Origin of the sequence: Haloactinospora alba (assembly GCF_006717075.1) — a bacterium.
Classification (GTDB): Bacteria; Actinomycetota; Actinomycetes; order Streptosporangiales; family Streptosporangiaceae; genus Haloactinospora; species Haloactinospora alba.
In genome coordinates, this window is sequence record NZ_VFQC01000001.1 from 3521145 (window position 1) to 3535470 (window position 14326).

Genomic DNA, 14326 nt, shown 5'->3' on the forward strand with positions numbered 1-14326 from the left:
CATTGCACCATCCCCGCGGGAAGTGAAGCACAGCCGCGCGCAGCCGACCGGACGGGATCTACCGGTACTCGGCGAGACGGGGGTAGACACCCGCCACGATCAGAACGCCGACCGCGACGGCCATCGCGGGGACCTGCCAGTACCGGCCGGCGAGTTCGCGCTCCCCGGCGGTGACAGCGTCCCCGAACGTCTCCCGGTGGGAGGCGATCAACGACTCCACGGACGCGTCGTAGGAGCGGAACGTCTCCGACACGGAGTCCTTGCCGTCCAGGTGCGCCTCCACCGCCGACCGGAACCGCCCGTCCTCCACCAGACCGCGCAGGTGCTGGTCGGACCGCTGGAACGCGGCGTAGCCCTCCAACACCTCGGCGAGCTCGGACTCCGCGGACCCCGTGGACGGGTTCCGCGCCTCCCGGCCCAGGAACCCGCCCACGGACGCGTCCACCCCGTCGGGGCCGTCCGCCACAGCGCGGGTCACCGCGTCCGCGTAGCCGTCTGCGCCCTCCGCGTCCACGGCGAGCACCCTCCGCGCGCCCGCCAGGTACTCCTCCTCGTACACGTCGCCACGCGCCGGGTCGAGCAGGTAGCGGTTCTGGTCGGCGTGGATGGCGGTACTCACCGCCCGCGTCTGGGAGAGGGACAGGACCGGGTCCAGCCCGTCCTCCTTGGCGGTCCGCAACTGCTGCGCCTCGGTCACCAGGATCGCGCAGGGACCCAGCGTCAGCACGGCCGCGGCGAGCGCCGCCCCGGCGATGGGCACGTTCATCCTGCGGCGGAAACGGACACTGAGGTAGTGGTGCAGCCACACCAGGATTCCGGTGGCGACGGCACCGGCGGCGACCACCCACACCGCACCGGACAGGATCGCCGACCGTTTGTCCTCGTACCTCTCGGTCACCGCGGAGCGGCTGTCCTCCATGAGCTCGGAGGCCTGCGGAAGCAGGTCCTCCTGCATGAGCGTGCTCGCCTCCCGCTGGCGCCGGAGCGCCTCGCCCGACAGGGCTCCGGCCCCCTCCCCCGCCGCGTCGTTGTGGATCCGCGCCCGGGCGACGAGCTGCTCGTAGGAACCCAGCCCGTCCATCAGCTCGCGAACGTCGTTCTCGTCCGCGTCCCCCTCGGAGGCGAGCTGCGCGGCCTGGGCCAGGGCGTGGTTCGCGTCGCCGCGGCGCTGTTCGTAGTGCCGCAGCGCCTCCGCCCGGCCGCGGCCCAGACCGTGCTCGTCACCCATCAGCAGCACGGTGGTGGCCTGCGCCTCCATGTCGCTGAGCGCGGAGTACACGTCGTGGGCGGCGATCGTCCGCGGGCCCGCGCTGTCCCCGAGCGCGTTCACCCCGTCCCGCGCCTGGCTGAGGGACACGGTGACCACCAGGAACAGCGCCGCCACGGCGGCCAGCGCCGCCAGGGTGAGTATCCGGATCCGCGACGGTGTGGTCCGCGGCCCGACGGTCTCGGGCATGCGGCCCTCCGCCCGTGCGCGCTGCACCGCCCGGGCGGCGTGGCGGTCGGCGATGTCGGGGCGCGCGGTGGAACCCTTCATCCGTCCCTCCCGGTCTCGTGCCGCACGGTGATCACCGTCCAGGCGCCCATGCGGAGTCGGTCCTCGCTGCGCAACGACACCTCCGTTCCGCTCGCCAGGGGGACGGTGTCCCCGTTGAGGGTCGTGCCGTTGGTGGAGCCCAGGTCCGCCACCGCCCAGGAACCGTCCGCCCGGGCGAGCAGCGCCGCGTGCGCGTGCGACACCGCCGGGTCCCCGGAGCAGGCGTCGAGGTCGATGCCGAGCGCGCCGCCGGGTGCGACGCCGCCGCGCCCGATGGTGACCTGCCACCCGTGCAGCACGGTCCGGTGCTGGCGCGCGTGGGACGGGAACGGGACCGCCTCGGAGTCGAGGAGGCCGCGTTCCACCATGCTCCGGTACTGGTCAAGGTCGGTGTCCACGACCGCGACCCAGCCACCGCCGCGCGCGCCGGGGCCGCGCGTGCGCGGGTGGGGAGTGCCGGTGGTGAAGTCGTAGCCGCACGCCTCACAGAACCTCCCGAACCGCACGAGTCCGCACTCGGGGCAGGGAGGCCGCGCGGGAGGCGTCCCCTCCTCCGCGGGGGCGGCCACCTCCGCGGGCTCGACGGCGCCGACCCCGCACACCCCGCACCGGTCACTGGGTGCGGGGCCGTGCCCGGCGGGACAGTGCGGCATACTCATCCCCGCCGCCCCGGTTCCGTCCCGGAGGCCGGGGTGATCGGCACGGTCCGCGTGGAGCACGTGTCCAGCGCCATGGCGTCCGTGGCCGCCACCTCCGGGCGCAGCCGCACCGTCCCGCTCACGGGGTCGACGACGTCCACGACCCGGGCCAGCAGGGCCGCGGTGGTCTCGTTGCCGGACTCGTGGGCGAGCGCCACCGCCCGCCCCAGCCGGGAGGTGGCCGTGCCGGTGTCCCCGCGCTCCCGCGCGCGCAGCCCCTCCTGGACAGCCGCCGCCAGCTCCACCTGACCGGTGTAGTGCGCCACCCGCGGTTCGATGGTGGCGGTTCTCGTCTCGTTCTCGGTCCACTCGGCGAGGATGTCGCCGTGGGCCAGCGTCCGGTCCCCGCGCGGCGTGCGGACACTGACCCGCCCCGCGCGCATGCGGCGCCCGGTGTCCGCGGGCGGCACGGACACGCGGACGTGGTACTCCCGGGTTTCCACCCCCCACGAACCGGTGGGGTAGTCGCCGTTCTGCGGGCCGCTGTCCCTGCGGCGGGCGGTGACGTCCTCGACCGTGGGGGACACCTGCCGGACGGACACGACGTCCGCCCCGCGCGGCGTCCACAGCCGCAGCTCGACGTCGGGGACGGTCTTGGCCATCGCCGACCGGGTCATGGCGCGGAAGTCCTCCGCCAGCTCCGCGGGGTCGGTGACCATACCGACGCTTCCGAGCAGCACCGAGGCCACCTCCCGGAGTTCGTCCACGTTCCAGTCGGTGCCGACACCGCGGCAGTCGCAGACGAACTCCCCCTCGTGGGCGGCGAGGACGCGGCCGAACTCCGGGGAGGGGTCGTTGTTCTTCCCGTCGGTCAGCAGGATGGCGTGCTTGAGCTCCGCCTCGGTGCGGGAGAACAGCTCCGCCGCCTGTTCCACCCACCTGCCCATCCGGGTGCCGCCGCCAGCCGTCAGGCCCCGCAGCGCCTCCTTGGCGGCGGCGCGGCTCCGCGGGTCCGCCGTGGCCAGCTCCCGCCGCGTCGGGTAGACCATGGTGGCGGTGTGGTCGCCCGCCACCAGCGCGAACCGCGCCCCCTCGCGCAGCGTGTCCACGGCGGCGCGGGCGGCCCGCCGGGCGTGGGCGAGCCGGTCACCGTACATCGACCCCGAGGTGTCCAGGATGATGACCTCCGCCGGGGGTTCCTGCGCGCCGGGGGCACCACCGCCGTCGGAGGCGACGGTCACGACGGCGTGCACCTCGGTGCCACCGGGGGGAAGGTACTGGTTCTGCGCGACGCGCACGGTGAAACCGGGCTGCTCCGGAGCGTCCGGCATCCCTACACCCACGTCCAGGGCCGGATCCTGTTGGCGCGGTCGATGAGAGCGTAGCGGTCGGCGTCCCCGGCGGTACGGGCCAGCATCCGGTAGGTGTGCTCCAGGTTGCGGCGCAGCCCCTCCTCGTGCATGGGGTTGCCCAGCAGCGTCGGGGGGTGCGGGTTCGCCGCGGCGGGACGCGCCAGCCGCAGCGCCGCCTCGAGCAGCCGGATCGCGAGGCGCTGGTGGGACTCGTCCGGCAGTTTCAGCCCCTCCAACCGGTCTCCGGCCTCGCGCAGGTCGTGGTCGCCGGGCGGCTGGGAGCCGGCGCTGGTGATCAGCGCCTCGACAGCCGCTATCCGCGCGTGCGCGCGCAGGTTGGACAGCTCCGGAACCGTGTCCAGGGTGCGCACGGCCTCCGCCCGCTCCCCGCCGGCCAGGTACAGCCGCGCGAGGCCGAAGGCGGCGCTGACGTAGGCGTGGTCGGTGTTCCACAACAGCGCGTAGTACCGCGCGGCGGTCTCGGGTGCGCCGTCGCACTCGCAGGCCATCCCCAGGGCGAGCTTGGGCGCGGCCTCCCCGGGAAGGCGGTCCCGGATCTCCTCGAACTGCTCCCGGGCGCCAGCGGTGTCGCCGGAGCTCAACGCCAGCGCGGCCAGGTACCAGAACGCCCGCCAGTCCTGGGACGTGAACATCCGCAGCGGGACGTGGGCGTCCTCGGGCCGCCGCAGGTTGATGTGGGCGCGGGCCAGCATCAACCGGATCTCCGGGGTCGGGTCGTCGACCTCCTCCAGGGTCGCCGCGAGCTGTTCGGTGGGGACACCGGACAGGCCGGCGAGGAAACCGGCCGCGGGGTCGTCGGGGTCGACCAGCGGTGTGGGCAGGTCCACGGCGGCAGCGGACGGGTCGGGCGTCCGCAGCATCTGGTCGACCTCGTCGATCGTGGCGGCGCTGCCGGCGTTGGACGCGAAGTGTTCCGGGCTGAACAGGGTGGAACGCGCCGGGTACGGGCGCCCCCGTTCGTGCGAGAGCACCTCCCGCAGCACCCCGGTGAGTTGTTCCGCCATCGTCGCCGCGTCCTGGAACCGCAGTGCGGGTTCGGGGTTCGTGGCGCGGCGCAGGAACCGGTCGTAGGAGGGGTAGCGGGCGAGCAGGGGCTCCTCGCTGGGGTCCGGCAGGCTGTGCGGATACTGGCGGACGTAGTCGAACCGGAAACTGAGCACGGCGAGGGCCCGGCCGACGGCGTACAGGTCGGAACTGACCGTGGGCCCGATCCCGCAGAGTTCGCTCTCGGGAACCCGGTAGCCGGCCGTGGCGTACACCGGGCTCACCGTGTCCTCCATCCTGCGCATCCCGCCCAGGTCGATGAGTTTGATCTGCTCCTCGCTCTGGATGACGTTCTCCGGTTTGAAGTCGCAGTACAACAGGCCGGCGCTGTGCAGGTAGCCCAAGGCGCGCACCGCCTCCAACCCGTAGGCGATGACGTGCTCGACGGGCAGGCCGTCCTCCCCGCCGCTGCGTGCGCGCCGCTCCTGGTTCAGTTCCCCCAGCGACTTCCCGCCGATGTACTCCATGACGATGTGGCCGACCGCCTCGCCGGTGCGCGGGTCGGGGTGCCGCACGAAGTTGTGGATCTTCACGATGCTGGGGTGCTCGACCTCGGCCAGCATGGAGCGCTCCACCGCCGCGGTCTTGTGGGCCTCGGCGTCGCCGCTGTTGAGCAGGCCCTTGAGGACGACCCACCTGCCGTCCACGTTGTGGTCCCGTGCCAGGTAGGTCCAGCCGAGTCCGCCGTGGGCCAGACACCCCAGCACCTCGTACTGGCCGGCCACCCACTCCCCGGGTGAGATCTTGGGTGCGAACGAGAACTCCACGCCGCACGACCAGCAGAACCCCTCCGTCCGGCCCGGAACCCCGTCGTGCGACCGTCCCACCGCCGCGCTGCAGTTGCCGCAGAACCGCTTGCGTTCGGCGACGACCGGGTTCGTCATGACCGCGTCCTGCGGGTCCCGGTAGGGAACCGGCGGAACGTCCACCATCCCCAGCCCGAGGGTGCCGCGCGTGGCCGGTTCGGCCCAGGGGCTGGCCCATTCCAGTGACTCCCGCCCGGTGGCGGGCCACTCGGTTTCGGCGAGGTCGGGAGCGGAGTCCTGGCCTCCCCCCGGAACAGCGGCGCCGCCCGGCGCCGCGACGGGCCGGGAGAGTAGGGGCTCCATGCCGCACACGTCGCAGAAACCGTCGTCGATCTCGCCGGTGCAGTGGGGGTCGGTGCACTGGTTCATGTCGCTGTGTCCCGCGCCGCCGCACCCGCGCCAGCGGCCACCGCCGCTCCGCTGTCGACCCGTACGCGCACGGCGTCGGCGCCCCTCCTCTCTCCGCTCACCCCGCTCCCGGCGGACGTCCCGGCAACGCGGCGGCCCGGCCGTGGCGCCCACCGGAACCGGTCGACCGTGCCCGCCGGCCACGCGCCGCCGGAGAACACGGATCGTGCATCAGGCCCTCTCAGGGAGTGTCGTCGCCACACGGCCGGCACACAAGAGGATGCGTCCAATTCGACCGTGTCCAGCCGATCCGGCCGGCGGGGCCGGTCAGCTCAACCAGCCGGGTCGGACCACTCCCGCCTCGTAGGCGAACACGACCAACTGCGCCCGGTCCCGCGCCCCCAGTTTGGTCATGACCCGACTGACGTGGGTTTTCGCGGTAGCGGGGCTGACGACCAGGCGCTGGGCGAGCTCCTCGTTCGACAGGCCGTTGGCGACCGCCGTGAGGACCTCCCGCTCCCGTTCGGTGAGGCCGTTCAGTTCCGGTGTCGGGGGCGGGTCCTTGATCCGGCCGGCGAACTCCCCGATGAGCCGCCGGGTGACCGAGGGCGCAAGCAGCGCCTCACCCCGCGCCACGACCCGGACCCCGTGGATGAGCTCCGCCGGTTCGGTGTCCTTCACCAGGAAACCGCTGGCTCCGGCCTTCAACCCGCTGTACACGTACTCGTCCAGGTCGAACATGGTCAGGATGACCACCCGGACATCGCGCAGCTGCGGTTCGGCGACGATCGCGCGGGTGGCGGCCACCCCGTCGACGCGGGGCATCCGGACGTCCATCAGCACCACGTCGGGGCGGTGCTCCCGGGCGGCCCGGAGCGCTTCGGTGCCGTCACCCGCCTCGGCGACCACCGATATGTCGTCCTCCCCGTCGAGCATCGAACGGAACCCGGCCCGCACCAGTTGCTGGTCGTCGGCCAGGACGACTCGGACGACACCGTCCCGCTCCACACCGGACCCCCCTCTCTCTGCCACCCCCGGAACCGGGATCACACTCCTTCCTACCAACAGGACCGCCCCTCGTTCCCGGGTTCGGGGAGGTGCGGCGCGAGGACGCCAGGTACCACCACTCCCACCGGTGGGGTTCGCACTACGGACACCCGTCCCGCCGCGCGCCGCCCCAGCACCGCTGGGGCGGCGTCCCTGTCACTCGACGGGGTACCCACTCCTCATCCCCCTCGGCCATGCCGACGCGGCACCGGCCGCACCGCCCGCGAGGGGCCGCGTCCGTCACACAGGCCCTGGGCGCCACCGCACGACGGCAGCAGCGCCACCACCCGGAACCCGCCCGCGGGCCGCGGCGCCGCGGAAAAGCTGCCGCCGAGGGCGGTGACACGCTCGCGCATCCCCCGTATCCCCGCGCCCTCCACGGCGCCGGGTTCGGGACCGCAGCCGTCGTCGTCGACACTGACCCGCAGCCGGGCGGGGCCGTAACGCACCGACACGCGCACCGACCGGGCCCGCGCGTGCCGCAGCGCGTTGGTCAGCGCCTCCTGGACCACGCGGTAGGCGACGAGTCCCACGGAGGCGGGAAGCTCCACCTCCCGCCCCGCGGTTTCCACCGCCACCGGAAGCCCCTCAGCGGTGAACCGGTCCGCGAGGTCGGTGAGCTGGTCCAGGGACGGTGCCGCGGTACGGGGCATGGTCTCCTCACCCGCCCGGTTCAGCACGCCCATCGTGCGGCGCACCTCCCGCAGGGTCTCCGTGCTGGCCGTGCGGATGGTCTCCAGCGCGGCCCGGGTCCGTTGCGGGTCGCACTGGTGCGTGGCCGCGTTGGCCTGCACGTTCACCAGCGAGATGTTGTGCGCGACGACGTCGTGCAGCTCCCGCGCCACCCGCATCCGCTCCTCGGTGGCGCGCCTGCGCACCTCCTCGTCCCGGCCGCGTTCGGCCTCGGCCGCACGGTGCTGCGCCTCGCGCAGGTAGTCACGCCGGCCGAGGACGATCTCGCAGGCGGCGACGACCGCGAGCACCCACCCGAGCACGGCCAGCGACCTGCCCAACTCGGCGTCGACGAGTTCCGCCGACGCGAACGCGCCCAGGGCGAGGCCCACACCGGTGTAGGCCCACCGCCGGTGGCCGTCGGCGGCCAGCCGCAGGCTTCCGGCGACGAACGCCAGCCAGGCCGTCCCGTTGTCGACCGGGCCCAGCACGTAGTACAGCGGTGTCGCCGCGCCCACGGTGAGGGCGGTCACCGCGGGGAAGCGGCCCGCCGCCGCGAGGGAGGCGGCGGCGCACAGCAGCGCGGCGAAGCCCGCCAGACGCGGCTGGACACCGGAGCTCTCCGCGACGAGGAGTTCCGTTCCGGTGGTGACGGCACCCACCGCCACCGCCAGCATCCCGTCAACAGCCGCGGCCGGCAGGCGGGAGAGCGGGTTTCCCGCCGGCGTTCCTTCCGAGGGTGTCCTGTCCGGCACGATCAGGTTTCCCTGCGCCACAGGAACACGGCCGGAGCCGCGAGGCCGCCCGCGAGCGCGAGGACCGACGGTGCGAGCCTCATCGCCCGCAACCACGTCGGCGGTTCGCCGGTGGCCACCATCCCGACGATGCCGATCGCCTCCGACACGAGGAGCCCCAGCAGGAACCCGCCGAGCATCCCGAGCACGGCCACGCCGAGCGTCCTGAGTACCGTCATCGCTTCCGCCTCTCTCCCGGTTGTCCTGGCTACCGTCAGGGTGGGGAGGAGACGGGGCCGTGGTCGTCCCACCGCGGTGGACACCCGGTCTGCATCCCCGGATGGAGTCGTGCCCCCCGATCCCCGCCGAAAGTAGGGGACGGGCGACCGCCGAACGTGGTCCCTACCGCCCGGGTGGCACGATTCCGCTGGTCCCGGCCCCGGCTACGTCCGTCACACCGCACCCGTGGTTACGATGTGTTCCTGCCGGGGAACGTTTCGCTACCGCGAGAGGCGCCGACGCACCGCGCCTGTTGCCCGGGCACTCCGTGGAGAGGGGGGTCGACCACTCGATGGGCACTGACGACTCCGGCCAGAGGGCCGACGGGACGGACTCGAAGGGCCGCCACCCCGGGATCCGTGAGGACCAGGTGGAGAGCGCCCTCGACACCATGGTCGCGGGAGGACGACCGCGGTTGTACCGGACGTTCCCGGAACTGTTGGCTAGCGGCACCATCGCGGGCGTCGAGATCTCGCTCGGTGTGGTGGCGTTCCTCGCGGTCGAGCAGGCCACCGGGAGCAAACTGCTGGCGGGGATCGCGTTCGGTGTGGGGTTCGTCGTGCTGCTGCTGGGCAACAGCGAACTGTTCACCGAGGGGTTCCTGGTGCCGGTGGCCGTGGTCGCGGCCAAGGAAGCCAGCGTGTGGCGGCTGCTGCGCTTCTGGCTGATCACCCTGGTGGGGAACCTCCTGGGCGGTTGGATCACCATGTGGATGGTGATCACCGCGTTCCCCGACCTGACGGACACGGCGGTGAAAACGGGGAAGACGTTCGCCGAGGCGCCGCTCGACCTGGGCGGGTTCCTGCTGTCCGTGCTCGCGGGAAGCGTGATGACGCTGCTGACCCGCATGCGGATCGGCACCGAGAACGACGTCGCGCGGATCGTCGCCTCGTTCGTCGTCGCGTTCCTCGTCGCGGGGCTCGGCCTGTTCCACTCGATCCTGGACACGCTGTTCCTGTTCGGCGGTATCCACGCCGACGCCTCCTACGGCTACGCGCAGTGGCTGTCGTTCTTCGGCTGGACCGTGGTGGGCAACATGCTCGGAGGGCTCGGCCTGACGACGTTCCTGCGGCTGGTGCGCAGCCACGAACGCCTCTACGAGTGGCGCAAGGCGCGCCGGCCGGTCCAGGGGTGACGAGGGGAGTGGTGCCCTCGCGCCCGTCTCAGGCGGGGGCGCCACCATCCGGTCCGGCCCGGCGCACCCGCAGGCCCAACGCGATCAGCACCACGCCGAACACGATCGCGTAGATCCCGATGATGAAGGCGATCACCACGGCTCCGGCCGTGGGCCAGAACCACACCAGCAGACCGAAGAACACGGAGAGCGCGCCTCCCAGGATGTAGCGCCACTCCCCCTCGATCTCCTCGCGCAGTTTCACCGCGGTCAGCACCTCGAGCACGCCGGTGATGACCGCCCATGTTCCGATGAGGATCGCCAGCGCCACGACCCCGGCTCCCGGCAGCAGCAGGACCAGCAGCCCGAGGACGATGCCGACCGCGGCCTCCAGCGCCAGCGGGATCCGGTTGTTGCCCTCGGTGTGGTACGCGGAGACGGCCGCCGCTCCCCCCTCGACGATCGCGTACACCCCGAACAGGACAGCCAACGCGAACAGGGTGATACCCGGCCAGACGATGGCGACGATTCCGAACAGGACAGCCAACGCGCCGCGGACGACGAATATCCACCAGTGCCGCGCCAGGTAGTCGAGCATGCTCTCCCCCGCTCATGCATGCGATGGTCCCACTGGGGCTCTGCCCGGACACACCCGCCGCGATCATCAACAGCGGGGAAAGAATTCACCAACAGGTTTTTGCCCGCGCTCGCCGCGCTCCCCTGCGTCCCCGCGCCAGCGGGCCGACCGGCGGCGCCGTGGCGCGCCGGAACGGGCCCGAGGCACTCACCCGCCAGCGCCTTCCGTGCAGGACACGGCCTCCTATGTCACACTCCCGAAACGAAACGTGTTCATCCGGAGCTCTGCGTGAAAGGAGTCGTCGAGTGCGTCGTCCCATGATCGCCTTGGCCGTTGGCGCCGCCATGGCCCTCGGCCCCTTCGCGGCCGGCACCGCCCAGGCCTCCCCGCAGCCCCAGCCGTCCCAGGAGGATCCTCCGCCGGTGATCGAGCTTCCCCGGGAGACGATGTGCCGGATAGTCCTAGAAGGCATTCCCGGCTGCGATTAGCACGTTGGTCCGGGGCCTCCCGCTCAGGCCGGCGCCTCTGAACGGGAGGCACCGTCCGTCGGCGCCGCATGGCCCCGGCCCTCGTCGGCGCGGCGTCTCAGGGGGCGGGCGCGGGCGTGCCAGGGCGGCGGGGTGTGCGGGCGAACAGCGCCAGCACGGCGATGAGGGCGGCGGGCACGGCCATCACCAGCACCACCGGGACGTACGAGCCGGCGAGGTCGTAACCGGCCGACAGCAGCAGCGGCCCCACGGCGGTGGAACCGACCGCGACCGACTGGGTGAGCCCGCGCAGCGTGCCGAGGCTGTTGGTGCCGTAGTAGTACGGGAACGCCGCCGCCTCGACAGCGCGGGCGGCCGAGGCGGCCGCCCCGAGGGAGGCCCCGTAGGCGAGCGCCGTGACGCCGGGCGAGACCAGCGGGAGCATCGCCAGGGTGACGGCGTGTACCGCCATCGCCGCGCTGACGAGCAGTTTCGGCGAGATCCGGTCGGTGGCGGAGCTGACCGCCATGGACGCCGCCAGCCCGGCCAGGGTCTGGGGGAGGAAGTTCGCCGCGGCCTGGGTGGGGGTGAGTCCCTGTTCCCCCAGCACCGACACCTGGTGGAAGAACACCGCCGTGGTGAGCAGGCCGCTGCACGCCACGGCGCTGGTGATGGCCCAGAACATCGAGGTGCGCACGATCGCCCGCAGCGGCCACGCCGGGGATCCGTCCCCACCGTCGGTCCCGTCGGAGCTCTCCCCTTCCTCGGGCGCGCGGCGCACCCCGCGCAGCCCCCACCACGCGATGGGCAGCACCACGGCCCACACCAGGCCCGCCTCGGCGACGAACGTCCAGCGCCAGCCGAGTTCGACGATGACGCGCTCGGCCAGCAGAGGGAAGAACGAGATACCCGCGTTGCCGGCGGCCGCGGTGATCCCCAGCGCGGTTCCGCGTTTGCGGGTCACCGCTATGCCGACGGCGGTCGTGGAGATCATCGTCATCCCGCCCTGGCCCAGGGCGCGCGCACCGACGAAACCGGCGGTCAACCCGACCAGCTCCCGCACGCTGGACAGCAGGAGCAGGAACGCGCCGAACGCGAGCGCCACCGTGGCGAGGACGCGCCGCACGCCGAAGCGGTCCACCGCCCGCCCGATCCACGGCAGTGCCAGCGCGCCGGCCAGCGTGCCGATCATGTAGGCGGTGGACACGGCCGACCGGCTGACGTCCAGGTCGGTGATGATGTGGTCGACGAAGACGGACATCCCGGCGGTCTGGCCGGGCCCGCTCAGTGCCATGACCGCACCGGTCATGGTGACCAGCGCCGCCGTCGTCGGCGCCCGGGACGGGGCCGGGGCGGGAGTGGTGTCCTCAGGTGCGGTGTTGTCGGACGCGGCCGGGGACAGGACGGCTCCTCAGACAGTGGGTGATCGGATGTCTCGGGGGCGGGCGGCGACACGGGTGGCTGCCCGTGCCGGCCCGGGGCCGGTCGGCGTCAGCCTTCCGAGGCGTCGGCACCGCCGGCCAGCAGGGGCTCCAGCACGGCGTCGGGGTACTCGCGCTCGATGACGCGCAGCCGCCACTTGTTGTGCACCAGCATCAGCAGCTCCGAGTCGGAGCGGCGCTGCATGACCTCGGCTCCGGACAGCGCGTGCAGCGTGGGAGCCCACGTCTCGTCGGTGCGGCGGGCGAGCGTGTAGTCCAGGTGGGACAGTTCGACCGTGGCGCGGAACTCGTTCTCCATGCGGTGTTTGACCACGTCGAACTGGAGCGGTCCGACCGCGGCCAGTACCGGCGCCTGGCTCCCGCGCACGTCGGAGGTGAGGACCTGCACCACGCCCTCGCTGTCCAGCTGGGCGATGCCGCGCTGGAACTGCTTGTAGCGGCTGGAGTCCACCGCCCGCACCACGGCGAAGTGCTCCGGGGCGAAGCTCGGGATCGGCGGGAACTCGACCTTGGGACCCTCGTAGAGGGTGTCGCCCACACTCAGCGCCTGGGCGTTGACCAGGGTGATCACGTCACCCGGGTAGGCGGTCTCGATGGTGTTTCGCTCGTTGCCGAACACGGCCTGGGTGTACTTGGTGGCGAACGGCCGGCCGGTGGTGGCGTGGGTGAGCACCATGCCTCGTTCGAACCGCCCCGAGCTGATCCGCAGGAAGGCCGTGCGGTCGCGGTGCGCCCGGTCCATGTTCGCCTGCATCTTGAACACCTGGCCGGAGAACGGGGCGGAGACGGGCCGTTCGGTCCCGGTGGTGTCCCGGTGTCCGCGCGGAGCGGGCGCCAGCCGCACCAGGACGTCCAGCAACTGGGAGATGCCGAAGTTCGGCAGGGCGGCGCCGAACAGCACCGGGGAGGACACCCCGGCCAGGAAGGACTCCTCGTCGAAGTCGGCGTCGAGCCCGGACAGGAGCTCCATCTCCTCCTGGGCCTGGGTCCAGGCCTCCTGCTCCAGCTCGGCCGCCCGCTGGGCGTCCATGGTCTCCTCGACGGCGCGCTCGGCGCCGCCGGAGGAGCGCTGCATCCTGGTGTAGTTGCCGCTCTCCCGGTTGAGGAGGCCGCGGAAGTCGCCGGCGATACCCACGGGCCAGTTCATGGGGGTGGGGTGCAGCCCGAGGCGCTGTTCGATCTCGTCCATCAGCTCCAGGGGCTCGCGGCCCGGCCGGTCCCACTTGTTCACGAAGGTGATCACCGGCACGCCGCGGCTGCGGCACACGTCGAACAGCTTCAGGGTCTGGGACTCCAGGCCCTTGGCCGAGTCCAGCAGCATGATGGCGCAGTCCACGGCGGACAGCACCCGGTAGGTGTCCTCGGAGAAGTCGGCGTGGCCGGGGGTGTCCAGGAGGTTCAGCACGCAGCCGTCGTAGTCGACCCGCAGCGCCGCCGAGGTGATGGATATCCCGCGGGAACGCTCCATGTCCATCCAGTCCGACGTGACCCCGCTGCGGCCGCCCTTGCCGTGTACCGCCCCCGCGGAGGAGATGGCGGAGGCGTGCAGTGCCAGCGCCTCCGTGAGGGTCGACTTTCCGGCGTCCGGGTGGGAGATCACCGCGAACGTGCGCCGCCGCCCGGCCTCCGCCGCGACGTCCGGATCGTGGTGCGTCTCGTTCCTGGCCTCCGCTGTGGCACTCACCGACGTTCCTTCTCCCTGCTGTGCTGTGCGCCTTCGTGCTCTCCGCGCCGCGCGCGCAGTAGATCCCCGAACTCCTCGGCGATCGCGAGCTGCTCCCGCAGCTGAGCGCACCGGTTCGCCACGGCTTCCTCGAACCCGGCCAGACTGTCGAGGAGGGCGGCGCGCTCGCCCGCGGTGCTTGTGGCACCCGCGAGCCTGTCCAGCAGGGTCAGCAGCTCCCGCATGTCCTCAACGCTGAAGTCGAGCGGCTTCATCCGTTTGACCAGGAGCAGCCGCTCGATGTCGGATTCGGTGTAGAGCCGGAACCCGCCGCGGGACCGCGCCGAGGGCTCGACCAGCCCCATTTCGCCGTAGTACCGGATGGTTCGTAGGGAAAGGCCCGTGCGCTCGGCCACCTCACCGATCCGCCTGCGGGCGGCCGGTTGCGACATCAGTACTCCCCTCAGACTCTACCCTAACGTGAGAGAAGCGTGGCTGGCCGCGCTCACGGGGCCGGTCACCACGCTCCCGGGCGGCGCCTCCCGCTTCCCTCCTGCGCTGCCGGTGCGGGGCACTCCTACCCGC

13 protein-coding genes are annotated in these 14326 nt (G+C 72.5%); 2 read left to right on the forward strand and 11 right to left on the reverse strand.

Features of this window, described 5'->3' with window-relative positions; all coding sequences use genetic code 11:
* Positions 1–58: 58 nt before the first annotated feature.
* From FHX37_RS15940 to FHX37_RS15970, 7 genes are all read right to left on the reverse strand, one after another.
* Positions 59–1537, reverse strand: coding sequence for a hypothetical protein (locus FHX37_RS15940; protein ID WP_141924644.1), 1479 nt, complete (start codon positions 1535–1537; stop codon positions 59–61).
* On the reverse strand, positions 1534–2196 hold the full coding sequence (locus FHX37_RS15945) for an FHA domain-containing protein (protein ID WP_246062318.1): 663 nt from the start codon (positions 2194–2196) through the stop codon (positions 1534–1536). The genes FHX37_RS15940 and FHX37_RS15945 overlap by 4 nt, the downstream gene beginning before the upstream one ends.
* Complete coding sequence (locus FHX37_RS15950) at positions 2193–3506, reverse strand: vWA domain-containing protein (protein WP_141924645.1); 1314 nt, start codon at positions 3504–3506, stop codon at positions 2193–2195. The genes FHX37_RS15945 and FHX37_RS15950 overlap by 4 nt, the downstream gene beginning before the upstream one ends.
* Positions 3507–3508: 2 nt before the next feature.
* Positions 3509–5767 (reverse strand): serine/threonine-protein kinase, encoded by a 2259-nt coding sequence (locus FHX37_RS15955; protein ID WP_141924646.1) that lies wholly within the window; start codon positions 5765–5767, stop codon positions 3509–3511.
* 306 nt (positions 5768–6073) lie between these two features.
* Positions 6074–6778 carry a response regulator transcription factor gene (locus tag FHX37_RS15960; protein ID WP_281288304.1) on the reverse strand — a complete coding sequence of 235 codons (705 nt, stop codon included), beginning with the start codon at positions 6776–6778 and terminating at the stop codon, positions 6074–6076.
* A gap of 194 nt (positions 6779–6972) precedes the next feature.
* A complete protein-coding gene (locus FHX37_RS15965) occupies positions 6973–8220 on the reverse strand; it encodes a sensor histidine kinase (protein WP_141924647.1) in 1248 nt (415 codons plus the stop codon).
* 2 nt (positions 8221–8222) lie between these two features.
* Positions 8223–8438, reverse strand: coding sequence for a DUF5957 family protein (locus FHX37_RS15970; protein WP_141924648.1), 216 nt, complete (start codon positions 8436–8438; stop codon positions 8223–8225).
* A gap of 332 nt (positions 8439–8770) precedes the next feature.
* Here FHX37_RS15970 and FHX37_RS15975 point away from each other — a divergent pair, with 332 nt between their 5' ends.
* Positions 8771–9613: a formate/nitrite transporter family protein gene (locus FHX37_RS15975; RefSeq protein ID WP_141924649.1), complete on the forward strand. Its 843-nt coding sequence runs from the start codon at positions 8771–8773 to the stop codon at positions 9611–9613.
* Between the two features lie 28 nt (positions 9614–9641).
* Here FHX37_RS15975 and FHX37_RS15980 read toward each other — a convergent pair whose 3' ends face one another.
* On the reverse strand, positions 9642–10190 hold the full coding sequence (locus FHX37_RS15980; protein ID WP_141924650.1) for an HdeD family acid-resistance protein: 549 nt from the start codon (positions 10188–10190) through the stop codon (positions 9642–9644).
* Between the two features lie 284 nt (positions 10191–10474).
* Between FHX37_RS15980 and FHX37_RS15985 the strand changes: the two genes are divergently transcribed.
* Complete coding sequence (locus FHX37_RS15985) at positions 10475–10657, forward strand: hypothetical protein (RefSeq protein WP_141924651.1); 183 nt, start codon at positions 10475–10477, stop codon at positions 10655–10657.
* A gap of 97 nt (positions 10658–10754) precedes the next feature.
* On the opposite strand, the gene FHX37_RS15990 is transcribed toward FHX37_RS15985, so the two are convergent.
* From FHX37_RS15990 to FHX37_RS16000, 3 genes are all read right to left on the reverse strand, one after another.
* On the reverse strand, positions 10755–11945 hold the full coding sequence (locus FHX37_RS15990; protein ID WP_141924652.1) for an MFS transporter: 1191 nt from the start codon (positions 11943–11945) through the stop codon (positions 10755–10757).
* 182 nt (positions 11946–12127) lie between these two features.
* On the reverse strand, positions 12128–13762 hold the full coding sequence (locus FHX37_RS15995) for a peptide chain release factor 3 (protein ID WP_141924653.1): 1635 nt from the start codon (positions 13760–13762) through the stop codon (positions 12128–12130).
* Positions 13759–14193, reverse strand: a complete 435-nt coding sequence (locus FHX37_RS16000; protein WP_141924654.1) for a MerR family transcriptional regulator — start codon at positions 14191–14193, stop codon at positions 13759–13761. The genes FHX37_RS15995 and FHX37_RS16000 overlap by 4 nt, the downstream gene beginning before the upstream one ends.
* Positions 14194–14326: the final 133 nt, after the last annotated feature.

Bases quoted from the DNA above. Each gene is read 5' to 3' on its own strand.
- FHX37_RS15950 (WP_141924645.1), bottom strand. From the start codon at position 3,506: ATGCCGGACGCTCCGGAGCAGCCCGGTTTCACCGTGCGCGTCGCGCAG.
- FHX37_RS15945 (WP_246062318.1), bottom strand. From the start codon at position 2,196: ATGAGTATGCCGCACTGTCCCGCCGGGCACGGCCCCGCACCCAGTGAC.
- FHX37_RS15955 (WP_141924646.1), bottom strand. From the start codon at position 5,767: ATGAACCAGTGCACCGACCCCCACTGCACCGGCGAGATCGACGACGGT.
- FHX37_RS15975 (WP_141924649.1), top strand. From the start codon at position 8,771: ATGGGCACTGACGACTCCGGCCAGAGGGCCGACGGGACGGACTCGAAG.
- FHX37_RS15990 (WP_141924652.1), bottom strand. From the start codon at position 11,945: ATGACCGGTGCGGTCATGGCACTGAGCGGGCCCGGCCAGACCGCCGGG.
- FHX37_RS15980 (WP_141924650.1), bottom strand. From the start codon at position 10,190: ATGCTCGACTACCTGGCGCGGCACTGGTGGATATTCGTCGTCCGCGGC.
- FHX37_RS16000 (WP_141924654.1), bottom strand. From the start codon at position 14,193: ATGTCGCAACCGGCCGCCCGCAGGCGGATCGGTGAGGTGGCCGAGCGC.
- FHX37_RS15970 (WP_141924648.1), bottom strand. From the start codon at position 8,438: ATGACGGTACTCAGGACGCTCGGCGTGGCCGTGCTCGGGATGCTCGGC.
- FHX37_RS15940 (WP_141924644.1), bottom strand. From the start codon at position 1,537: ATGAAGGGTTCCACCGCGCGCCCCGACATCGCCGACCGCCACGCCGCC.